Source organism: Allobosea robiniae (genome assembly GCF_900102525.1).
Classification (GTDB): Bacteria; Pseudomonadota; Alphaproteobacteria; order Rhizobiales; family Beijerinckiaceae; genus Allobosea; species Allobosea robiniae.
This window is the reverse complement of the sequence record NZ_FNBZ01000007.1, coordinates 84,087-106,213: the sequence shown is the minus strand read 5'-3', so window position 1 is coordinate 106,213 and position 22,127 is coordinate 84,087. Positions and strand designations below refer to the sequence as shown.

14 protein-coding genes are annotated in these 22,127 nt (G+C 68.3%); 7 read left to right on the top strand and 7 right to left on the bottom strand.

Annotated features, from left to right (window positions below; translation table 11 throughout):
• Positions 1-73 precede the first annotated feature (73 nt).
• The gene (locus BLQ70_RS19325) at positions 74-5,332 is read right to left on the bottom strand and encodes an alpha-2-macroglobulin family protein (RefSeq protein WP_091860067.1); all 5,259 of its coding nucleotides are present in this window, start codon (positions 5,330-5,332) and stop codon (positions 74-76) included.
• A 232-nt stretch (positions 5,333-5,564) separates the two neighbouring features.
• Between BLQ70_RS19325 and BLQ70_RS19320 the strand changes: the two genes are divergently transcribed.
• From BLQ70_RS19320 to BLQ70_RS19305, 4 genes are all read left to right on the top strand, one after another.
• Complete coding sequence (locus BLQ70_RS19320) at positions 5,565-6,998, top strand: S1 family serine peptidase (protein ID WP_139163589.1); 1,434 nt, start codon at positions 5,565-5,567, stop codon at positions 6,996-6,998.
• Positions 6,999-7,127: 129 nt separating this feature from the next.
• Entirely contained in the window at positions 7,128-8,123 is a 996-nt protein-coding gene (locus tag BLQ70_RS19315) for a tripartite tricarboxylate transporter substrate binding protein (RefSeq protein WP_061971369.1), read from the top strand.
• 83 nt (positions 8,124-8,206) lie between these two features.
• Positions 8,207-8,698, top strand: coding sequence for a tripartite tricarboxylate transporter TctB family protein (locus tag BLQ70_RS19310; RefSeq protein WP_061971371.1), 492 nt, complete (start codon positions 8,207-8,209; stop codon positions 8,696-8,698).
• A gap of 13 nt (positions 8,699-8,711) precedes the next feature.
• The gene (locus BLQ70_RS19305; protein WP_091860063.1) at positions 8,712-10,217 is read left to right on the top strand and encodes a tripartite tricarboxylate transporter permease; all 1,506 of its coding nucleotides are present in this window, start codon (positions 8,712-8,714) and stop codon (positions 10,215-10,217) included.
• Between the two features lie 13 nt (positions 10,218-10,230).
• Here BLQ70_RS19305 and BLQ70_RS19300 read toward each other — a convergent pair whose 3' ends face one another.
• A complete protein-coding gene (locus BLQ70_RS19300; protein WP_091860061.1) occupies positions 10,231-10,977 on the bottom strand; it encodes an enoyl-CoA hydratase-related protein in 747 nt (248 codons plus the stop codon).
• A gap of 186 nt (positions 10,978-11,163) precedes the next feature.
• Here BLQ70_RS19300 and BLQ70_RS19295 point away from each other — a divergent pair, with 186 nt between their 5' ends.
• Together BLQ70_RS19295 and BLQ70_RS19290 are read left to right on the top strand one after the other, a co-directional pair.
• Entirely contained in the window at positions 11,164-13,236 is a 2,073-nt protein-coding gene (locus BLQ70_RS19295) for a 3-hydroxyacyl-CoA dehydrogenase NAD-binding domain-containing protein (protein WP_091860059.1), read from the top strand.
• Positions 13,237-13,312: 76 nt separating this feature from the next.
• Entirely contained in the window at positions 13,313-14,368 is a 1,056-nt protein-coding gene (locus tag BLQ70_RS19290; protein WP_091860057.1) for a DUF808 domain-containing protein, read from the top strand.
• Between the two features lie 6 nt (positions 14,369-14,374).
• Here BLQ70_RS19290 and BLQ70_RS19285 read toward each other — a convergent pair whose 3' ends face one another.
• Positions 14,375-15,055 (bottom strand): nitroreductase, encoded by a 681-nt coding sequence (locus tag BLQ70_RS19285; protein WP_091860055.1) that lies wholly within the window; start codon positions 15,053-15,055, stop codon positions 14,375-14,377.
• 6 nt (positions 15,056-15,061) lie between these two features.
• Positions 15,062-16,768 (bottom strand): lysine--tRNA ligase, encoded by a 1,707-nt coding sequence (locus tag BLQ70_RS19280; protein WP_091860053.1) that lies wholly within the window; start codon positions 16,766-16,768, stop codon positions 15,062-15,064.
• A 342-nt stretch (positions 16,769-17,110) separates the two neighbouring features.
• Between BLQ70_RS19280 and BLQ70_RS19275 the strand changes: the two genes are divergently transcribed.
• On the top strand, positions 17,111-18,262 hold the full coding sequence (locus BLQ70_RS19275; RefSeq protein ID WP_091860051.1) for an amidohydrolase: 1,152 nt from the start codon (positions 17,111-17,113) through the stop codon (positions 18,260-18,262).
• A 3-nt stretch (positions 18,263-18,265) separates the two neighbouring features.
• Here BLQ70_RS19275 and BLQ70_RS19270 read toward each other — a convergent pair whose 3' ends face one another.
• From BLQ70_RS19270 to uxaC, 3 genes are all read right to left on the bottom strand, one after another.
• Positions 18,266-19,093 carry a transporter substrate-binding domain-containing protein gene (locus BLQ70_RS19270; RefSeq protein ID WP_244512096.1) on the bottom strand — a complete coding sequence of 276 codons (828 nt, stop codon included), beginning with the start codon at positions 19,091-19,093 and terminating at the stop codon, positions 18,266-18,268.
• A gap of 162 nt (positions 19,094-19,255) precedes the next feature.
• A complete protein-coding gene (locus tag BLQ70_RS19265) occupies positions 19,256-20,725 on the bottom strand; it encodes a mannitol dehydrogenase family protein (protein ID WP_091860049.1) in 1,470 nt (489 codons plus the stop codon).
• Positions 20,722-22,125 (bottom strand): glucuronate isomerase, encoded by a 1,404-nt coding sequence (gene uxaC / locus BLQ70_RS19260; RefSeq protein ID WP_162766161.1) that lies wholly within the window; start codon positions 22,123-22,125, stop codon positions 20,722-20,724. The genes BLQ70_RS19265 and uxaC overlap by 4 nt, the downstream gene beginning before the upstream one ends.
• Between the last annotated feature and the right edge of the window lie 2 nt (positions 22,126-22,127).

Genomic DNA, 22,127 nt, shown 5'->3' with positions numbered 1-22,127 from the left:
CTGATCGAGATTCTCGGGTCTGCGCTGCGCTTCGCCCGAGAATGACGGCCCTGTTTGCCCGTTTTCGCTCATCTTACCGTGCCGAGGTGATCTCCACCGCGCCGAAGCCGGTGCGGCCGAAGCGGTCCGGCCGGTACATGTCCTCGATCACGGCGGCAGGCGAGACGTAGCGGCCGGGCGAGACCGCCCGGGCAATATAGGCGACGGTGTAGGAGAGCTTGTCGTTCTTCGAGCCCGAGCGCTCGAAGGCGGCGACATAGCGGTCGTCGCGCGACTCGGTATGAACCGGCGAAACCTCCTGCTTCAGCCAGTCGAGCCCGGCGACCGAGGCGCCCTCCGTCAGGTTGGCGTTCTCGATCTCCAAGCCGGCCGGGACCGGATCGACCAGCAGCAGGCGGCCATAGCGCGGTGTGGCCTCCGTCACCGTCAGCGCCACGACATAGCGCTCGTTCTGGCGCAGACGGGCGGGATCGGCCTTCTCGCCCTTCATCGTGTAGATCACGCGCTCCAGGCCGAAGCCCTGGTTCAGGGCCGGCTCCGGTGCGGTCGGGATGCCCGCTACGGTGATGACCGCCTGGGCGTTGCCGGCGCCGGGATTGGCGATGGTCAGCGACTTTGCCTCCAGCGCCTCGGCCGAAAGCGTGCGATAGAGGGCGCCCTTGCGAGCCGTGCCGTCGACCGTCAGCGTCATGCCCTCGGCGTCCTTGGCCATGGCCTGCGCCGCCAGCACCATCCACATCTGCTCCTGCGTCGAGGTGTAGCTGTAGCGGGCGTTGTTGCGGGTGGCGTCGAGGATCGAGACGGCGCGGCTGATGTCGGCGCGTTCGCCATTGGCTTCCGCGATCAGGGCGAGCACGCCGGCGCCATCACGCAGGCGCGAGCCGTAATCCGGCCGTGAGAGCCCGTCATCGCTCGCCTGCTGGAGGAGGCCAAGCGCGCTGCCGAAGGCCGCACGGCCGCGGCCGCGATCGCCCAGCGCCGAGAGCGCGGCGCCGATCTGGGCGCGGGCGAGCGGCGTCGCGAAATCGCCGAGCTTGTTGTCGGCGAGATAGCGCAGGTCGCCCATCACCGGCCGGCCGTTGCGGGCGAGCACATAGAGCGCATAGGCGATGCCGGCGGCTTCCTCCTTGTTGATCTCGCCGGTGTTGACGACCTGGTTGCGCAGGCGGTCGAGCGCGAGGTTGAAGGCGATCTGCGGCACCGCGAACTGCTTCTCGCGGGCCCGCGTCAGGAAGTCCGCGACGAAGGCGTCGAGCCAGAGATCCTCGCCGCCGACGCCCCAGAGGCCGAAGGAGCCGTTGCCGCCCTGCCGGGCCAGCACGCGCTCGATCGCGTTGACGACGCGCTCGTCAGCCTTGTCGTCGAGCGCGAGCTGTTCCATCGAAGCGAGCTGGTTGACCGCCAGCAGCGGCAAGGCGCGCGAGACGGTCTGCTCGGTGCAGCCATAGGGGTAGCGGTCGAGCGCCTTGAGCAGGGCCGGCACATCGAGCGAGCCGAAGGGCGAGACCGTCACCGAGACCTGCCCGGAATTCGGCACGAGATCGGCCAGCAGGTCGGAGGAGACGGTGATCGCCCCGCCATTACCCGGGATGGCGCGGACGATGCGGCGCGCGATCGTCGCGGCCGAGGGCTGCACGCGCACGGCGAGGTTCTGCACCGTACTGAGCCCGTTCGGGCCGGAGACGCGCACGTCGAACTCGGCGCGGCCGAGGCCGGCAGCGGTGACCGGAATCGTCATCTGCGTCTTGGCGCCGGCGCCGAGCTGCATCGTGCGGCGGGTGGCATCGGCGGCGACCAGCACGGGGCCCTTGACGTCGAGATCGACGGTGTAGGAACCGGCCGGCCCCTCGACATTGTCGACCTGAAGGTGGAAGCGCGACTGGTCGCCGATGGCGAGGAAGCGCGGCAGCGTCGCCTGGGCGACGATCTGGTCGCGGACGATCACGTCGGCGCTGGCCTGGCCAGTGCGCCCGGCCGACCAGGCGACGCCCATGACGCGCACCGAGCCGTTGAAGGCCGGCATGTCGAAATCGATCTTCGCCGTGCCGTCTGGCCCGACCTTGACCACGCCGGAATAGCGGGCGAGCGGCTCCTGCGTCGGCTTCTCGCCGTCCATCTGGGGCGCGGCGTCGCCGCCGGTGCGGATCGCGCCGCGGGTGCCCTGCATGCCGTCGATCAGCAGCCCGTAGAGGTCGCGCAATTCGTGCCCGAGCTGGCGCTGGCCGAAGAAGAACCGGCTCGGGTCCGGACTCTCGTAGCGGGTGAGGTTGAGGATGCCGATATCGACGGCGGCGAGCGTGACATAGGCCTCCTCGCCGGCCTGCATGCCGGTGACCTTGACCGGCAGCGACAGCGTCGTGAGCGGACGCACCAGCTTCGGCGCGCCGAGATCGAGCGCCAGCGTGCGCGTCTCCTTGCCGATCTGGAACCAGGACAGGCCAATGGCGCGGCCGGGCAGGCGCTTGGCGGTGGCGTCCATCGGGCGATGGGCGAGCACGACGAGGTAGGCGCTGGCGCCCCATTCGGCCTTCACCGGAATGCTGGCCGAGGTGCCGCCCTCGGTGATGTCGATGGTGCGGATATCCGCGACCTTGTCGGTGACGACGGCGAGCGTAGCCTTGCCGGCGAAGCGCGGCGAGAGGCGGACCTGCAGGCTCTCGCCATCGGCATAGGATGCCTTGTCCAAGGCGACATCGAGCACATCCGGCGTATCGGCCGTCTTGTCGCTCTCGTAGCCGACGCTGAAGGAGACCGAGGTCTCGGCCGCCTCAACGCCGTCAGAGGTCACGTCGAGCCGGTAATTGCCCCATTCGACGGGCGCGGCGATCTTGGCACCGGCCGCTTCCACTACGGCGATCTCGCCATCGGCGACGCGGCGAGTGGTCTTGACGCCCTCGTAGTTCCAGCGGCCGTCCTGGAAGAACCACTGGTAGTTGCGGCGCACCTTGGACAGTACCCATTTCACGCCGGGCCGGGCGAGGCGCTTGCCGTCGCCGGTCGCCATGATGACTTCGAAGGTCGCGGTCTGGCCGCTGCCGAGATCGCCGTCCCTGAACAGCTTCTTCACGCCGATGGCCGCGCCCTTGGGCACGATCGGCAGGGTGACGGAACGCGCGATGGCGCGCCCGCCGGGCTCGCCGACGCGCACGGTCATCTCGACCTCGAGCGGGCGGTTGGTGTCGGGCTGCTGGACCGGGTTGGAGATCACCGCCTTGCCGGCGGCGTCGGTCGTGGCGCTCTCCTCGAACTCGCTCTGGACCGGCTCGAATTCCTCGTCGGTGAGGCCGACCTGATAGTCCTTGAAGCCGGGAATGGCGCTGGCTTCGGCGGCGCGGATCGTCATCGCGCCGGTGACGTCGAGCTCGGAGCCCGGCGCGCCGTAGAGATAGCGGGCGGCGACATCGAGCTCTGCCGGCTCGCCTGCCTGGAGGAGCGGCGCCTTCGGCGACAGCGTCAGCTCCAGCCGCTCGGGCACGTAATCCTCGACGAGGAAGGAGGTCTCGCCGATCGCCTGGCCCTTCGGATCGGAATAGGCGAGGACGCGCCAGGTGCCGGTCGCGGCGCCCGAGACGAGCTGGATCGAGTGGGCCCGCCCGCCCGCGCCCTGGTCCTCGACCTGCCGGCGACGATATTCGACACCATCCGGGCGCTTGACGACGATGGTCAGGGGCAGGCCGGTAACCGCGGCGCCCTTGGCGTCACGCAGCAGCGAGGTCAGGTAGACCGTCTCGCCGGAGCGATAGACGCCGCGTTCGGTGTAGAGGAAGGCGTCGAGCCCGGTGGGCGCGACGCGGCCCTTCACGCCGCGATCGGAGAGGTCGAAGGCGGTCTGCTTGAGATCGAGGAAACCGTAATCCTCGGCGAGCGAGGCGGTGACGAGACCCGGCGCATTGCCGCCCTGGCCCTTGCCCAATCCGGCATCGAAACGGGCATAGCCGTTGCCGTCGGTCTTCGCTGTGCCGAGCACCTCGTTGTTGCGGGCGATCAGGTTCAAGGTCGCATTGGCGATCGGCTTGGCATCGGCCAGTGAGCGGGCGAGCACATGCACGCCGTCGGGGCCGGTGAAGGAGGTCAGGCCGAGATCGGAGACGACGAACCACTGCGTTGCCCGCGTCGAGCCGTCGTCGTAGTCGCCGTCATCGCCGGAGGACTGCGTCTGGGAGGGGCCGCCCGAGGGCTTGGCGAACATCACATAGACGCCGGGCTTGAGGCTGCCGACCGCTTCCGTCACCGGGAAGGCGGTGATCACGTCCTGATTGAGCTCGGACTTCACATCCATCGTGCCGGTCCAGACGCTCTGGCCCTTGTCGCTGGAAATCTGCCTGGCGGAATAGGAGCCGAGCTGGCCGAGAAAGTCCTCGGAATGGACTGAATTGATCAGGTTGCGGTCGCCGATCCGCATGACCTCGAGGTCGAGCTTGCCCGAGTTGACCGAGACGACCGGAATGCCCTGCTGGCCGGTGCGCGGCAGCACGTAATTCTTGCCGGTGAAGCGCACGGAGGGCGTGCGGTCGCGGACATAGATCTCGTAATCGGCCGATTTCAGCAGGGTCTCGTCGGGGAGGGCGGAGGGCACGCCCTGGCGGATGACGACGGCATAGCGCTCGCCATGCCTGAGGCCGTCGACGCAGATCTGGCGGCCCTCGGCGCTGACGGCGAAATCGCCCTTGCCGCCCGAAATCGCGACATAGGGCGCGAAATCGACGCGGCCGCGTGCCAGCGCTTCCGAGAATTCGAAACAGGCGCGCGGGCTCGCGGCATCGGAATCGGTCTTGTTGGAAATCAGGCGGAAGCCGCGCTTTTCGCGCAGGCTCTCATAGGAACTCTGCAACGCGGCATTGGCGGCGAGGTCGAGGCTGAGCCGATAGGCCGTCAGCGCTGGGCGCCACAACTGGTTCTTCTCGAAAGTGCCGGCCAGCACGCCGAGCGAAGCCGCCTCGTCATTGCGAGTGGTCGAACGCTGATAGGCGAGATAGGCGGACGCAATGGCGCGCTCACGCAGTTCCCAGCGCTCGCGATAATCGCGCGGCTCGATGGCGTTGGCGGCGCGCGCCATCAGGCGCCAGCCGGCGGCATTGGCGGAATCGGCAACGATCGCGGCATTCGCCTGGGGCAGGGCGGCGCGGGCATCGCCGCGGCCGAGCGCGATCTCGCCGGCGCGGATGGCGTCCGCGGCGGAGCGGTTGCCGGTCGCGACCTCGCGCTTCAAGCGTTCTTCCAGGCGCTGCCCGTCGGCCAGCAGGTCGTTGCGAACATAGGCCTTCTGGGCGAAGGCGGGGGCCGCAGCCAGCGTGAGCGAGAGGGCGAGCGCGAGACGGGAAAGCAGGGTCATCGTCGGTCCTCTTCGTCGATCGGCCCGGCCAGGATCGCCGGACATGGCTTCAGGCCGATGACGGTGTGACGGGGCCGGCAGGCTACCACCGTGCCGCGCGCGTTCAAGTCATGCGAATGCAGGTCGTGTGGAGGCGGGCGCTGCCGCTACGGGAATCGCTTCGCCATGGTTGCGGCGCGGCGCGTTCTGACGCTCAATGCAGCCGCTTCGCCCGCCCTCGAGGACGAGACCCATGCCGCCCGCCCCTTTCCTCCACCCGCGAATCACATTGGCCCGCAGCGCCGTCCTGGCGTTGGCGCTGCTGTCGGCGCCGCTTGCCCATGCGCAGGCTCCCGCTCCGTCGCCGCAGATGGCGGCGGCGCAGGCAGGCTTCGAGGCGCTGCCCGAAGCGGAGCGCAAGGCGATCCAGAACGACCTGATCTGGGCCGGCCAGTTCAACGGTGCCGTCTCCGGCTCCTATGGCCCGCTGACCTTTCGCGCGATCAATGCCTTCAAGGGGCAGCGCGGCCCGGCCGACGGGCTGCTGGCGCCGACGGAGCGGGCGGCGCTCGCCAGGGCGGCGCAGACGGCGCGCGATGCGGCCGGATTCAAGGTGCTCGCCGACGACAAGACCGGCGTGCAGATCGGCATACCCCAGAAGCTGCTGCCGAAGCGGGACGTGACGCCCTCGGGCGGCAGCCGCTGGCAGAGCACCGACGAGAAGGTCACGCTCGACACCTCCGCCTCGCCACCGGGCGAGGAACTCGCGGCGCTGTTCGAGAAGGCGATCGCGGTCAATCCGAACAGCCCGCGCAAGATCACCTACAAGCTGCTGCGGCCGGATTTCTTCGTCGTCACCGGCGAGACCTCCGGCGGGCGGTTCTATCGCCGGCTTTCGGCCGGACCGCAGGGCCTGCGCGGCTTCTCGATCGGCTATGACAAGGCGCTGGCGCCGACCGTCGACAAGCTGGTCATCGCGATCGCCGCGAGCTTCGAGCCCTTCCCGACCGGGGCGGTTCCAGCCCAGCCCTCGGCCGTCGCCGGTACGACTGCCAACCCGCCCTCGGGATTGTCGTCGTTGTTCGCACCGGCGACCCGCAGCAACGAGCGCTATGGCGTCGCGCTCGCGCTCAACGAGCGGATGGCGCTGAGCGCGGCCGCGGCGGTCGATGGCTGCCGAACCTTACATGTCGGCACGCGCAACGCGAAGCTGCGGCTTAAGGACGATGCCAGCGGGCTTGTGCTGCTCGATCTGGAGGGCGCTGGTGCGGCGAAGCCGCCGGGCCTGCGCAGCGAGGCGGTGGGCGCCTCCGAGGCACTGGTGCTGGTCGCCTTCGGCAACGATGCCGGCAAGCGCGCCGCCGTCGCACTGCCCGGACAGAGCGCGCAGGCCGGCGGCAAGCCGGCGCTCAGTGCGCCGCTCCAGCCCGGACAGGCGGGCGCGCCGGCCTTCGACCGGCAGGGGCGGCTGGTCGGGATCGTCACCGACAATCCCTCCGACAAGATCCTGATCGCCGGCGTCGCGCCGCAGCGCAGCTATGGCTTCGCCGACGGGGCCGCGATCCTGGCGATGCTGGGCAAGGCGGGCGTCTCGCTGCCAGCGGCGGCGGCCGGTGCGGAACTCAGCACGGGGGCGGTGGTCGAGCGGGTTTCCGGCGCTGTCCAGCCCATCACCTGCGGACTGTAGCCTCGGCCAAAATGAGAGGTTGTCACTGGCCACGCGATCGGCTCAGATGACGCCCGTCAGATCAAGGGAGCCCCGTCGCGGACGAGGAGCGCCCAGGCACTAAATCGATTTAGCGGAGGAGACTGGGGAATGACCGATTTCATCGACAGACGAACTGTGCTCAAGGGCGCGGCCGCGGCCGGCGCGGCGAGCCTGATTGCAGCCCCTGCCATCGCGCAGGCGAATTATCCCTCGCGGCCGATCACCATGGTCTGCCCGTGGGGCGCCGGCGGCGGCACGGACGCCACGGCGCGCATCGTGGCGCAGCTTCTCGAAAAGGACCTCGGCCAGCCGGTCAACGTCGTCAACCGCACGGGCGGTTCCGGCGTGGTCGGCCATTCGGCCATCGCGACGGCGGCGCCCGACGGCTACAATATCGGCATGCTGACGGTCGAGATCGCCATGATGCACCATCAGGGCCTGACCGAGCTGAAATCGACGAGCTACACCGCGCTCGGGCTGATGAACGAGGACCCGCCGGGCGTGCAGGTCTCGACCTCCGGCCCCTACAAGGACATCAAGGGTCTGGCAGACGCGATCAAAGCGGCGCCTCCCGGCAAGCTCAAGGCGTCGGGTACCGGACAGGGCGGAATCTGGCATCTCGCCCTGATCGGCTGGCTCGTCGCCATGGGCCTGAAGCCGGATCATGTCGCCTGGGTGCCGTCGAACGGCGCAGCGCCCGGCATGCAGGACCTGGCGGCCGGCGGCATCGACATCGTCACCTGCTCGGTGCCGGAAGCCCGCGCGATGATCGACGCCGGCAAGGCGAAGTCGCTGGCGATCATGGCAAGCGAACGCAACCCGCAGTTCAAGGACGTGCCGACGCTGAACGAGACGCTCGGCATCAACTACTCGATCGGTGCCTGGCGCGGCATCGGCGCGCCGAAGGGCCTGCCGCCCGAGATTGCGGCGAAGCTCACGGCGGCGCTGAAGAAGGCCTTCGATTCGAAGGATTACAAGGACTTCATGAACTCCCGCGGCTTCGGCATGAAGTTCGCGGACGGGCCGGGATTTGCCTCGTTCATGGCCGCAAGCGACGCCTCCATGGCCTCCGCCATGAAGGCGGCAGGCCTCGCCAAGGGCTGAGCGGCACGGAACTCGTAACGCCGGGAGCAAAAGCTCCCGGCGTTTTCGTCTCATCACTTTCGATCGTTCGAGGAGGTTGCCCCTTGCAACTATCCGACCGTATTTCCGGCTCCGCCATCGCTGCGCTGGGGGCCGTCGCGTTCTTCTACGGCTCGAAACTGCCGCCCGTGCCCGGCCAGCAGGTCGGTCCCTCGGCCTTTCCCATGGTGGTCGGCGCCGGCCTCGCCCTCTGCGGCGGGCTGATCGTCTTCGGGATCGGCCGCCATTTCGAGGAGGTAGCCGAGGCTGACGTGGTCAGCCATGCGACGCCGGAGGAGCTCGCGCCGGTGCCGGCCTGGCGCAACTGGCTGGCATTGCTGCCGCCCGCATTGCTCGCCTTCTACGCGCTGGTCTCGGAGACGCTCGGCTTCCTGCCGACGACGATGATCATGGTGCTCCTCGCCAGCCTCGCCTTCGGCGCCAGGCCGAAGCTCGCGGTGCCGCTGGCGATCATCGCGCCCTTCATGATCAACCTGATCTTCCTGAAGCTGCTGCGCGTGCCGCTGCCCGGCGGCATCCTGCCCTTCCCCTGGTGAGCGAGGCCTGACGATGGATACCGTCATCAAGGCCTTCGGGCTGGTTTTCCAATTCGACGTGATGATCGCGATCGTTGCGTCCGCCTTCTACGGGCTGACGGTCGGCGCGCTGCCCGGCCTCTCCGCCACGATGGCGACGGCGCTGCTCGTGCCCGTCACCTTCTATCTGTCACCGATCGCGGCGATCGCCACCATCATCACCGCCTCGGCCATGGCGATCTTCTCCGGCGACATTCCGGGCTGCCTGCTGCGCATTCCCGGGACGCCGGCCTCGGCTGCCTATACCGACGAGGCCTATGCGATGACGCGCAAGGGCCAGGCGGAGACGGCGCTCGGCATCTGCCTGTGGTTCTCGGCGCTGGGCGGCATCGCCGGCACGCTCTCGCTGATGCTGATTGCGCCGCTGCTCGCCGAGATGGCCTTGTCCTTCTCGACCTACGAGAACTTCTGGCTCGCCATGCTCGGCCTGATGTGCTCGACGCTGGTCGCCCGCTCCTCGCCGATCAAGGCGATCGCGGCGATGCTGCTCGGCCTGCTGATCACCTGCATCGGCATCGACAATCCCGGCGGCGTGCCGCGCTTCACCTTCGGGTCGACCGATCTGCTGGGGGGCATCGAGGTGATCCCGGCGCTGGTCGGCGTCTTCGCCCTGGCCGAGGTGATGCGTTCGCTGACCGAGCGCGACCCGCCGAAGATCGAGAACCGCAAGCTCGGCTCGATTCTGAAGGGGCAGTGGAAGCTCACCAAGGAATATCCCAAGCAGCAGACGCGCGGGAACATCGTCGGCATCATCATCGGCGTGCTGCCGGGCGCCGGCGCGGACATGGCCGCCTGGGTCAGCTATGCCATGGCCAAGCGCTTCTCGAAGACGCCGGAAAAGTTCGGCACAGGCCATCCCGAAGGGCTGATCGAGGCCGGTGCCTCCAACAACGCCTCGCTTGCCTCGGGCTGGGTGCCGGCGCTGCTCTTCGGCATTCCCGGCGATACGATCACCGCGATCGCCATCGGCGTGCTCTACATGAAGGGACTGAACCCCGGGCCCTCGCTGTTCACCACGCAGGCCGAGAGCATGTACGCGCTCTACATCATCTTCATCCTCGGCAACATCATCATGATCCCCTTCGGCATCATCATGATCCGGCTGGCGAGCAAGGTCGTCGGTGCGCCGCGCTCGGCGGTGATGCCGGTGATCATGATCTTCTGCGCGGTCGGTGCCTTCGCCACGGCGGGCAACAATCTGTTCGCGGTCTGGTGCGTCGCCTTCTTTGGCATATTCGGCTTCGTGATGGAGAAGAACGGCTATCCGGTCGCGGCGATGGTGCTCGGCATCGTCATGGGCACGATGGTGGAGCAGAACTTCGTGACCTCGCTGATCAAGTCGGACGGCTCCGTGCTGCCTTTCTTCGATCGACCGGTCTCCTCGGTGCTGGCAGCGATGACCTTCGCCGCGCTGCTCTGGCCGGTCTTCGCCTGGACGCGCGACTGGCTGAAGGGGCGCAGGCAGGTGGCGGCGGCCTGAGGGCCGCCACATCTCACTTCTTCAAAAACGCCATGAAGGCGGCCATCGCCTCCGGCGACTTCAGGCGCTCGCCGAAATGGCGGGCCTCGGTGGCGATGGTCTCGGCGACGGCCTGGGCCGAACCGCGCTTCAGCAGCATCTTGGTCAGGGCGAGCGATTCCGGCGGCAGCGCGGCAAGCGCCTTGGCCTTGGCGAGGCCTGCTTCCAGTGCCGTACCGTCCTCGGTAACGGCATTGACGAGGCCGGCCGCGGTCGCGGTCTCGGCATTGAAGGCTTCGCCCAGCATCAGCAGTTCGGCCGCTTTCTTCGAGCCGGCGACCAGCGGCAGCAGATAGCTCGATCCGCCCTCGGGGCAGAGGCCCAGCGTCACGAAAGGTAGCCGGAAGGTCGCCGAGCGCGCCGCGAAAGCGAGGTCGCAATGCAGCAGCATCGTCGTGCCGATGCCGACGGCGAAGCCCTCGACTGCCGCGACGATCGGCTTCTTCGCCGTCGAGATCGCCTGGAGGAAGTCGATCGCGACGCGCGGGCCTTCGCCGGCCTCCGCCGCCATGGCGAAGTCCTTGATGTCGTTGCCGCTGGTGAAGGTGCTGCCGGCACCTGTCAGCAGGACCGCACGGATTGCGGCATCGGCTTCGGCGGCGGCGATCGCCGCGATCAAGCCGGCATAGCTCGCGCGGTCGAGCGCGTTCTTGCGGTCCGGCCGATTCATCGTGACCTGCAGCACGCCGGCCGCGACGGTTTCGCTCAGCACTTCGCTCATCGGTCCGCTCCTCTTGCCCTGCCCGGATGACACGGGCTTTCGCCAGGGGTCAAGCGAGGCTGGATGCGCCTTTCGTCGTCGTCTGGCGCTTGACATCGCGCGGTGCGGATTCTCCCTTGCCCGCCCAGACGCCTTCGCTGCCTTGGCTTGCGAGTCGGGCGCGGGACGGGAATTGCGGAGACGTCGATGACGAAGGTTCAGCTTGAGGTTCGCGGCCGGGTCGCGGTCGTCACCATCGACAATCCGCCGGTCAATGCGCTGGGTGCGGCCGTGCGCGAAGGGTTGGCGAACGCCGTCAAGGCGGCCAATGCCGATGCCGCCGTCGCCGCGATCGTGATTGCCTCCGCCGGCAAGGCTTTCATTGCCGGCGCCGATATCAGCGAGTTCGGCAAGCCGCCGGCTGCGCCCAGCCTGCCGGATGTGCTCGACGCGATCGAGGGCTCGGCGAAGCCCGTCGTCGCGGCAATCCAGGGCGTGGGGCTTGGCGGCGGGCTGGAGGTTGCGCTGGCCTGCCACGGCCGCGTCGCGCTGCCGGGCGCGAAGCTCGGCCTGCCCGAGATCAAGCTCGGGATCATTCCCGGTGCCGGCGGGACGCAGCGCCTGCCGCGCCTGATCGGGGCGGCCAAGGCCTTCCCGATGATGCTCTCGGGCGAGCCGGTCTCGGCCGGCAAGGCACTCGAATACGGTCTGCTCGACGAAGTCGTCTCCAGTGATGTCGTCACGGCGGCGATCCGGCTGGCCGAGGCGCTGGCGGCGGAGGGACGCCGCCCGGTGACGAGCGCGGCAACCGGCGAATTGACGGAAGCGGATCGCGAGGCCTTCGAAGCCCTGGCCAGGGAGGCCTTGAAGAAGGCGGATGGCATGCCGAACGTGCTGGCACTGGTCGAGGCCGTGCGCGCGAGCTTCGCGCTGTCTTTCGCGGAGGGCGCAGCCGTCGAGCGCAAGCTCTTCCTGTCGCTTGTCGCCGACGAGCGCTCCAAGGCGCTGCGCCATGTTTTCTTCGCCGAGCGGGAGGTCGCGAAGGTGCCGGGCATCGGGCCGGAGGTGAAGCCGCGCGAGATCGCCAGCGCCGCGGTGATTGGTGCCGGCACGATGGGCGGTGGCATCGCGATGTGCTTCGCCAATGCCGGCATCCCGGTGACCCTGATCGAGACGGCCAAGGCCGCGCTCGACAATGGCGTCAACCGCATCGGCGCGATCTACGACATCTCGGTTTCGCGGGGGTCGCTGACGCCGGAGGCGAAGGCCGGGCGCATGGCTTTGATCAAGCCGGCGGTCGGGCTCGCGGCTGCGGCGGGGGCGGATATCGTGGTCGAGGCGGCCTTCGAGGAGATGGGCGTCAAGCAGCAGATCTTCGGCGAGCTCGACAAGGTGGCGAAGCCCGGCGCCATCCTCGCCAGCAACACCTCCTATCTCGACGTGCCCACCATCGCGGCGGCGACGAAGCGTCCGCAGGACGTGATCGGCATGCATTTCTTCAGCCCGGCCAATGTCATGAAGCTGCTGGAGATCGTCCGGCCGCAGGGCGCGGCCGACGATGCGATCGCGACGGCGGTCGCGCTCGGTCGCAAGCTCGCCAAGGTGCCGGTCGTGGTCGGCAACGGCTTCGGCTTTGTCGGCAACCGCATGCTGGAGCGGCGCACCCGCGCGGCCGAGCGGCTGCTGATCGCCGGCGCCCTGCCGCATGAAGTCGATGCGGCGCTGGTCGGCTTCGGCTTCAAGATGGGCCCCTTTGCCATGGCCGATCTCGCCGGCAACGATATCGGCTGGCGCTCGCGCAAGGCGCGCGGGCTGAAGGCCGCCGTGGCCGACGCGATCTGCGAGGCCGGCTGGTTCGGCCAGAAGACCGGGCGCGGCTATTACATCTATCCGCAGGGCGCGCGCGCCGGGCAGCGTTGCCCCGAGGTCGAGGCGCTGATCGCCCGCATCTCGGCCGAGCAGGGCGTGACGCGGCGTTCTTTCACGCAAGAGGAAATCCTGGCGCGCCTGCTCGATCCGATGGTGAACGAGGGCGCGCGCATTCTGGAAGAGGGCATCGCGGCGCGGCCGGGCGACATCGATATCGTCTGGATCAACGGCTATAACTGGCCGGCCTGGCGCGGCGGGCCGATGTTCTGGGCCGACAGTGTCGGGCTCGACCTCATTGTCAAGCGGCTGGAGGCGCAAGCCGCAGAGATTGATGACAAGGCGCTGGAGCCGGCGCCGCTGCTTCGGCGGCTTGCGGCCGAGGAAAAGGGGTTTGCCAGCCTGAAGGGGTGACGCGGCGCGCCGTCATTGCGATGAGCGAAAAGCGCTCTATCCTCGCCTGATCCGATAACCTTCCGAGGAGAGCTGCTTGGCTTCGGGGCTGTTTGCGCTGCTGGACGACGTTGCCGGCATCGCCAAGATCGCGGCGTCCTCGGTCGACGATGTCGTGGCGCAGGCCGGCAAGGCCGGTGCAAAGGCCGCGGGCGTCGTCATCGACGATGCTGCTGTGACGCCGCGCTATGCCGTCGGTTTCGCGGCGGCGCGCGAGTTGCCGATCATCTGGCGGATCGCGCTGGGCTCGCTGCGCAACAAGCTTCTCATCCTGCTGCCGGGCGCGCTTATCCTTGCGCTGATCGCACCCTGGGCGATCACGCCGCTCCTGATGGCGGGTGGCGTCTTCCTCTGCTTCGAGGGTGCCGAGAAGCTCCTGGAACTGGTCATGCCGCATGGCGCCAATGGCGACGGCAAGGCTGGCGAAGCGACCGGCGATCCGGCGGCACTCGAACAGCAGAAGATCGCCGGCGCTGTGAAGACCGATTTCATCCTCTCCGCGGAGATCATGGCGATCACGCTCGCCGGTGTATCGGATCAATCCTTCTGGATGAAGGCCGCGGTGCTCGCCATCGTCGGCATCGGCATCACGGTTGCGGTCTATGGCGTCGTCGCGCTGATCGTGAAGGCCGACGATGTCGGCATGGCGCTCGCCGCCAACCAGCGGCCGGCAACGAGCCTGCTGGGCCTGCGCCGGCCGGGGCCGGGCGAGGCGGGCGGGCTCGATCGCGTGCTGTCCTGGCTGACGCGGCCGCTGGGGCGCGGGCTCGTCGTCGCCATGCCGCATTTCCTGAACTTGCTCGGCGTGGTCGGCACCGCTGCGATGCTCTGGGTCGGCGGCGGCATCATCATCCACGGGCTGGAGGAATATGGCCTCAGCGGCCTCGGCCATGGCGTCCATGATCTCGCGGTCGCTGCGGGGCGAACCTTGCCGGCAGCACTGGCTGGGGCCGGGGAGTGGCTCGCCGGCGCTGCGCTCGCGGCCGTGTTCGGGGTGATCGTCGGCGGCCTCGCCATCGCCGCCCTGCACTGGCTGGTTGGGCCGCTCGTCAGGCTGTTCCGGAAGGATGCGGCGGCGCAGCCCGGCGCCTGATGCCGCTCAATCCAGCCAGGTAGTGAAGCTCTCGACCGGCTCGCGCTCGGGCACGAGGCGGTTGGCCGGCGCACCGGGGTCGGCCTTGCCGATGGCGATGCCGCAGACCACAACCTCGTTCTCGGGAATGGCGAGTTCGCGCCGGACGATCGGGTGGAACTGCGCGAAGATCGCCTGCGGGCAGGAATCGAGGCCATGGCCCTGCGCGGCGACCAGCAGGGTCTGGATGAACATGCCGAGATCGAGCCAGGAGCCGATCTCGAGATCGCGGTCGATCGTCAGCATCAGTGCGACCGGCGCATCAAAGAAGCGCAGGTTCGCCGCGGTCTGCCGCTTCATGCCCTCGGTATCGCCCTTCACGACGCCGAGCAGGCCATAGAGGTCCCAGCCGACCTTGCGGCGGCGGGCGAGATAGGGCTCGCGGAACTGCGCGGGATAGTAGCGGTATTCCTCGACGCCGGGGCGCCCGCCGGCATCGAGCGCGGCGAGCAGTGCCGTTTCGAGACGCGCCCGGGATTGCGGGCCGATCACCCGGAGCTTCCAGGGCTGCATGTTGGTGCCGGAGGGTGCCTGCGCCGCCAGATCGATCAGGCGGCGCACGAGAGCGGGCTCGACCGGGTCGGGCAGGAAGGCGCGAACCGCGCGGCGGGCGCGGATCGCGCGTTCGACGGCGTCGATCCCGGTCATCGCTCGCTAGCCCTTTCGCGCTGCCAGGAAGGCGGCGTGCTCCTTCACCAGATCGCCGGCCAGCGCCTTGGCGATCAGGGCGCGGGTGTTGGGGAGGCCGTAGATCGCCGCGAAGGAGCCGAAGCGCGGGCCCTGATCCTCGCCGAACATCACCTGGTAGATCGCTTTCCACCAGTCGCCGGAGACGCCCGGCCGTTCCGGCGTCGCGTTCTTGGCGGTGAGGTTCTGGTAGCGCGGGATGGCGCGGGCGACGTCGAGCGCCGTGTCCTGCACCATCTCGGGCGTCGGATCGGCCGGCAGCGCGGCCAAGGCGGCGTCGAGCTTGGTGAAGGCGTCGCGCTCGACCTCGTCGGCCGGTCGGTAGCTCTTCGCCGGCTTCACGAAGTCGCGGAAGTAGGCGATCGCGTAACCGACCAGCGCATCGAGGCGCGGATGCGTCTCGGCCGACATGCCCGGCGCATAGCGCTGGAGGAAGCCCCAGAGCACGGCCTTGTCCTCGGAATTCGCGACGGCGACGAGGTTCATCAGCAGGCCGAAGGTCACCTGCGTCCGGACCGTGTTGTCCCCTTCGCCGGAAGCGATGACCTCGGGCGCCGGGGGCTCGCCGGCATGGATGTGCCAGGCCGGATTGCCCAAGCGGTTCTTCCAGTCCTGCCGCTCATAGCCGCCGAGGAACTGGAGATATTCGTCGACGGCGCGCGGGATGACGTCGAAATGGAGTTTCTTGGCCTCGCGCGGGCGCTGGAACATGTAGAGCGCCAGGCTCTCCGGCGGGCCATAGGTCAGCCAGTCCTCGATCGTCAGGCCGTTGCCCTTCGACTTCGAGATCTTCTGGCCCTGCTCGTCGAGGAAGAGCTCGTAGTTGAAGCCTTCCGGCGGGGTGCCGTCGAGCGCGCGGGCGATCTGCGAGGAGACCTTGACCGAGTCGATCAGATCCTTGCCCGCCATCTCGTAATCGACGCCGAGCGCGACCCAGCGCATTGCCCAATCGGGCTTCCATTGCAGCTTCACATGGCCGCCGGTGACCGGGGAGACGAAGTGCTCCTTCGTCTGCGGATCGGTCCAGGCGATGGTGCCGGCCTCGACATCGACCTCGTCGATCGGCACCTGCATGACGATGCGCGTCTTCGGATGGATCGGCAGGAAGGGCGAATAGGTCGCGGCCCGCTCTTCCCGCAAGGTCGGCAGCATGATCTTCATCACCGCGTCGTAGCGGGCGAGCATCTTGAGCAGCGTCGCGTCGAACTCGCCGGCACGGTAGGCGTCGGTCGAGGATTTGAACTCGTAGTCGAAGCCGAAGCTGTCGAGGAAGGCGCAGAGCCGCGCATTGTTGTGGCGGCCGAACGAGTCATGCGTGCCGAACGGGTCCGGCACCTCGGTCAATGGCTTGCCGAGATTGTTGGCGAGCAATTCCTTGTTCGGCACGTTGTCCGGCACCTTGCGCAGGCCGTCCATGTCGTCGGAGAACGCGATGAGGCGCGTGGGAATCGTGTTGCCGGTCAGCACCTGGAAGGCGTGGCGGACCATCGAGGTGCGCGCGACCTCGCCGAAGGTGCCGATATGCGGCAGGCCCGAGGGGCCGTAGCCGGTTTCGAAGATCACCGATTTCTTCCCGGATTTCTCGATGCGGGCCACGAGCTTGCGCGCCTCCTCGAACGGCCAGGCGGCCGAACGCTGGGCGGCGTCAACGAGGGCTGCGTCGAAGGCGGGCATTTGGGCGGGTATCCTCTCCGCGTCTGGTGGCCTGTGAGTTCGCAATCTGCAAACTATTGATTGCGGGCTTTCGCAGATTGCGAAGGGCACAGTCAATGCGCGCGTTTGGGCGGGCTCGTCATGCTCGGGCTCGCCCCGAGCATCTCGACCCGGAAGGGGCTCATGCATGGAGGCCCATCCTGAGAGAGATTCTCGGGTCTGCGCTTCGCTTCGCCCGAGAATGACGCTGGCAAAGCCGCTTGCCGGGAATGAGGGGCTTCTCTTTTCCGTGGTTGCCGTGCCGGCCGTGGGGGATAGTCTGGGCTCCTTCGTATCTGACCACGCCTTTGAAAGGATGCCGCCTTGGACCGCGACCTGCTCGACAAGCTGACCGCCTGGCGACGACATCTCCACGCCCATCCGGAACTCGGGCGCCACGAGAAGATGACCAGCGCCTTCGTGCAGGAGAAGCTGACCGAGCTCGGCGTGCCCTTCGTCGCCAATGTCGGCGGCTATGGCGTGGTGGCGACGCTGACGAAGGGCTCGTCCGAGCGCACGGTGGGCCTGCGTGCCGACATGGACGCATTGCCGATCCAGGAGGTCAACGATGTCCCCTACAAGTCGAAGACACCCAATGTGATGCATGCCTGCGGGCATGACGGCCACACCACCTCTCTCCTTGGCGCTGCGGCGTTGCTCAAGGCGGATGAGGGCTGGAGCGGCACGGTGCAGTTCGTCTTCCAGCCGGCCGAAGAGGGGACGGGCGGCGCGCTCGCGATGCTGGATGACGGCGTGCTGGAGCGCTTCCCGATGGAGCGCGTCTTCGCGCTGCATAACTGGCCGGGGCTCGAAGCCGGTACGGTCGCGGTGCATCGCGGGCCGGTGATGTCCGAGCCCGGGCGCTTCAAGATCACGCTGACCGGCAAGGCCGGCCATGCCGCCCTGCCCGAGCAGAGCCATGATCCGATCGTGGCGATGGGCCATCTGATCGTCGCGCTGCAGACGATCGTCTCGCGCAATGTCGATCCGATGGAATCGGCGGTGGTCTCGATCGGCCAGGTGCATGGCGGGCTCGCCTCCAACCAGATCCCGACCAATGTCTTCATCGAGGGCACCTTCCGCACCTTCGTGCCGGCCGTGCGGGACCGCCTGCTGGCGCGGCTCAACGGCATCGCGCAGAACATCGCCGCGACCTTCGAGATGACGGCCGAGGTCGAGTTCACCTATGGCGTCGCCACGATCAACACGCCGCCGGAAGAGGACATGGCCGCCGCTGCCGGAGAGGCCGCAGGGCTGATCGTCCGGCGCGACATGAAGGCCAGCACGACCGGCGAGGATTTTGCCTATTTCCTGGAGAAGCGCCCGGGTTGCTATATCTGGATGGGCAATGGCCCGGCGGTGAACGGCGGCGCCTTGCATAACGACCGCTACGACTTCAACGATGCGATCCTGCCGGCGACCTCGGGCTGGCTTGCGGCGGTTGCCAAGCAGGCATTGGCCAGCAACGCGCCCTGACGGTCAGTAAGGACTGACCGGGAAGAAGCGCAGGTAGAGGCGGGCATAGGTCCCGTCGTCCCAGAGCCCCTGCAGCGCGTAGTCGATGGCGCGCTTCAGGACGGGATCGTCCTTGCGCAGCAGGAAGGCGACGCCCTCGCCGAAATAGCGGCTTTCCAGATAGGGCCCGCCGGAGAAGGCGAACTCGCCGCCGCTGCCGGCGAGCGCCAGCGACAAGGCCACGCCGTCGCCGAAGACATATTCCGCCTCGCCGCTGCGGAGCGCTGCCACCGCGGCGTTGAGGTCGGTGCTTTCGCGGCGCTGCACGAAGGGCATCAGCCGCTCGAGAAAGGCTTGATGGGCCGTGCCGGAGACGACCGCGACGCGCCGCCCCTGCAGGGCCGCACCGTCGAGTTCTGCCCGGGCGCTGCCGCGCGTGGTGACGAAGCGGGCGGGCGCGCGGAAATAGAGGTGGCTCGCAGCGAAGCGCTCGCGCAGGGCCGGCGTCAGGTTCATCGCGGCGGCGAGTACGTCACCCCGGCCCTCGGCGAGCGAGTCCGTGAGGGTATCGAAGCGGCGCGGCTGGATCGTGCAGGTCCAGCCCAGTTTCTCGCAGACGGCACGGGCGAGCTCGACCGAGAAGCCGGTCAGCGCCCCGTCCGGCCCGGCGAAATGGAAGGGCGGATAGTCGTCATCGGCGAGGAAGCGCACGACGCGCGGCGGGCCGGGCTCGGGCCGGTCAAGCCGGATGCGCGGGTCCCAGAGATTGGGGATGGCGATGCGCGGCGGCTCCTGCGCCAGGGCCGTGGCGACGGTGAGGAGCGAGATCGCAAGGGTGAGCGCGCGAGGCATCTGGCGCATCTGGCGCTGGATGCCGGCGCGGATCAAGGGGGCGGGAGGCCGTCATGCTCGGGCTTGACCCGAGCATCTCGTCCCGGATGAGGCTCCCGGAACCTTCTTGTCACGAGATTCTCGGGTCGAAGCTGGGCTTCGCCCGAGAATGACGCTGAGGGCTTAGCCCAAGCTCGCTGCCGTCGCCTTCGCGCCTTTGTCGAGGAGCGAGGCGAGGTGCGCGGTGACCGGCTTAGTGAAGCGCTCGTTGCCCGGCAGGTCGGTTCCGAAGATCGCCTCGATGCCGGTGAGCGCCTCGACCAGCGCTTTCGGATCACGCCCGGCAGTCTCCGTGTGGCGCTTGAGCTCCGCAACAAGCGGATCGCGCACGTCGATGGCGCCGCCCTTTTCGTCGGTGCCGGTGACGTAGCGCATCCAGGCGGCGACGCCGAGCGCGAGATGCTCGACCGGGGCGCCGGCCTTCAGCCGCTCGCGGATCGTGCCGAGCAGGCGCTGCGGCAGCTTCTGCGAGCCGTCCATGGCGATCTGCCAGGTCCGGTGGCGGATCGCCGGGTTCTGGAAGCGGACGAGCAGGGCCTTGGCGTAGTCCGCGAGCACGACGCCCTGCGGCGCCGGCACGGTCGGGATGATCTCGGCCCAGAGGCCTTCGAGGAAGCGAGCGAGTACCGGGTCGCCGCTGGCCTCGGCCACCGTCTCATGCCCGGCGAGATAGCCGAGATAGGCGAGCGAGGAATGCGCCCCGTTGAGCATGCGCAGCTTCATGAACTCGAAGGGCGCGACCTCGGAGACCATCTGGGCTCCCACCTCATGCCAGTCCGGGCGGCCAGCGGCGAAGACATCCTCGATCGCCCATTGCCGGAAGGGCTCGCCGATCACGGGGGCGGCGTCCTCTGCGCCGATCAGCCTGGCGACTTCGGCGAGGTCGGCCTCGGTCGTCGCCGGCACGATGCGGTCGACCATCGTCGCGGGGAAGGCGCCGTTGGCCTCGATCCAGGCCGCGAGCTTGTCGTCGGTCAGCGCTGCGAAGTCGCGGACGAGGCCGCGCAGGACATGGCCGTTGGAGGGAAGATTGTCGCAGCAGAGCGCGGTGAACGGGCCAAGCCCAGCATCACGGCGCGCCTTAAGCCCGGCGACAAGGATGCCGATCGCCGAGCGCGGCGCGTTGGGATTGGCGAGGTCGTGGACGATGTCGGGATGATCGGCCTTGAGCTTGCCGGTCGCCGGGTCGTGGCAATAGCCCTTCTCGGTGACGGTGAGCGAGACGATGCGGGTCTCGGGCGCAGCCAGCTTTGCGATGAGAGCGGAAGGGCTTTCGGGCGCGACGAGAACGTCGAGCACCGAGCCGATGACGCGCAATTCCGGCCCGGTCGGGGCGAGCTTGAGCAGGGTGTAGAGGCCGTCCTGCGGCTTCAGCCGGTCGCGCTGGTCGGGGCGCTGGAGGCTGGCGCCGACGATGCCCCAGGCGCCGAACCGCTTCTCCAGCGTGTCCTCGGTATATTCGGCGAGGTGGCCGCGGGCGAAGGCGCCGAGGCCGAGATGGACGATGCCGGGCTTGAGGGCCGAGCGGTCATAGGCCGGGCGGCGGACCGAAGCCGGCAGGCCGGCGAGAGCGGAAGCGGAGAGGCGGGTCACAGCTTGTAGGCCTCCTTGGCGAGGCGATAGGCGAGGTCATGGGCGACCTGGGCCGCCTCGTCCTCTTCGAGCCGGTGCTCGGCAACGAGCTTGGCGAGATAGGCGCAGTCGACGCGGCGCGCGACGTCGTGCCGGGCGGGGATCGAGAGATAGGCGCGGGTGTCGTCGTTGAAGCCGACGGTGTTGTAGAAGCCGGCCGTCTCGGTGGTGAGTTCGCGGAAGCGCAGCATCGCTTCCGGCGCGTCCAGGAACCACCAGCCCGGTCCGAGCCGCAGCGCCGGATAATGCCCGGCGAGCGGGGCGAGTTCGCGCGAGTAGGCGGTCTCGTCCAGCGTGAAGGCGATGACCGTGAGATTGGGCTCGTTGCCGACGGCGTCGAGCAGCGGCTTCAGTGCCTCGACATAGTTGGTCTGCGTCGGAATGTCGGAGCCCATGTCGCGGCCGAAATGCTCGAACAGGGCCGCGTTGTGGTTGCGGTGAGAGCCGGGATGGATCTGCAGGACGAGCCCGTCGTCGAGGCTCATCTTCGCCATTTCGGTCAGCATCTGGCCGCGGAAGAGGTCGGCGTCCTTGGCCGAGACCTTGCCCTTGAGGATCTTGGCGTAGAGCTTCTCGGCATCCGCGTCCGAGAGATTGGCCGTGCGGGCCGTGGCGTGGCCGTGGTCGGAGGAGGTGGCGCCGCGCTCCTTGAAATAGGCGCGCCGCTTGCGATGGGCGGCGAGATAGCCGGTCCAGCTGCCGATATCCTCACCGGTCAGTTCGCCCAGTTTCTCGAGATTATCCGAAAAACCCTCGAATTCCGGATCGACGACGCTGTCGGGCCGGTAGGCGGTGACGACCTTGCCGCCCCAGCCGGAGGAGCGGACCATGTCGTGCCAGCGGAGATCGTCGAGCGCGCCCTCGGTCGTGCTGATCGCCTCGATATTGAAGCGCTCGAACAGCGCGCGCGGGCGCAGCTCCGGCTCTTCCAGCTTCGCGGCGATCCTGTCGTAGATCTTGTCGGCATTCTCCGGCGTCAGGCGCTCGTTGATGCCGAAGACGGTCGAGGCCGCGTGCTCGAACCAGAGCCGCGTCGGCGTGCCCCGGAACAGGTGCCAGTGATCGGCGAAGAGCTGCCAGATCTTGCGCGGATCGGTCTCGACCTCGCCACTGTCCTTTCTGTTGATGCCAAGCTGTTCGAGGCGCACGCCCTGCGAGTAGAGCATGCGGAAGATATAATGGTCCGGCTTGACGAAGAGGGTCGCCGGATCGGGAAAGGCATTGTCCTCGGCATACCAGCGAGGATCGGTATGGCCATGCGGCGAGATGATCGGCAGGTCGCGGACCGTGGCGAAGAGCCGGCGCGCGATGCCGCGGGTTACCGGATCCGCGGGAAAGAGGCGATCGTCGTGCAGCAGCATGG

Excerpts from the sequence above, each read along its gene's own strand:
- BLQ70_RS19325 (WP_091860067.1), bottom strand. The coding sequence starts at position 5,332 with ATGACCCTGCTTTCCCGTCTCGCGCTCGCCCTCTCGCTCACGCTGGCT.
- BLQ70_RS19320 (WP_139163589.1), top strand. The coding sequence starts at position 5,565 with ATGCCGCCCGCCCCTTTCCTCCACCCGCGAATCACATTGGCCCGCAGC.
- BLQ70_RS19315 (WP_061971369.1), top strand. The coding sequence starts at position 7,128 with ATGACCGATTTCATCGACAGACGAACTGTGCTCAAGGGCGCGGCCGCG.
- BLQ70_RS19305 (WP_091860063.1), top strand. The coding sequence starts at position 8,712 with ATGGATACCGTCATCAAGGCCTTCGGGCTGGTTTTCCAATTCGACGTG.
- BLQ70_RS19300 (WP_091860061.1), bottom strand. The coding sequence starts at position 10,977 with ATGAGCGAAGTGCTGAGCGAAACCGTCGCGGCCGGCGTGCTGCAGGTC.
- BLQ70_RS19295 (WP_091860059.1), top strand. The coding sequence starts at position 11,164 with ATGACGAAGGTTCAGCTTGAGGTTCGCGGCCGGGTCGCGGTCGTCACC.
- BLQ70_RS19285 (WP_091860055.1), bottom strand. The coding sequence starts at position 15,055 with ATGACCGGGATCGACGCCGTCGAACGCGCGATCCGCGCCCGCCGCGCG.
- BLQ70_RS19280 (WP_091860053.1), bottom strand. The coding sequence starts at position 16,768 with ATGCCCGCCTTCGACGCAGCCCTCGTTGACGCCGCCCAGCGTTCGGCC.
- BLQ70_RS19270 (WP_244512096.1), bottom strand. The coding sequence starts at position 19,093 with ATGCCTCGCGCGCTCACCCTTGCGATCTCGCTCCTCACCGTCGCCACG.
- uxaC (WP_162766161.1), bottom strand. The coding sequence starts at position 22,125 with ATGCTGCTGCACGACGATCGCCTCTTTCCCGCGGATCCGGTAACCCGC.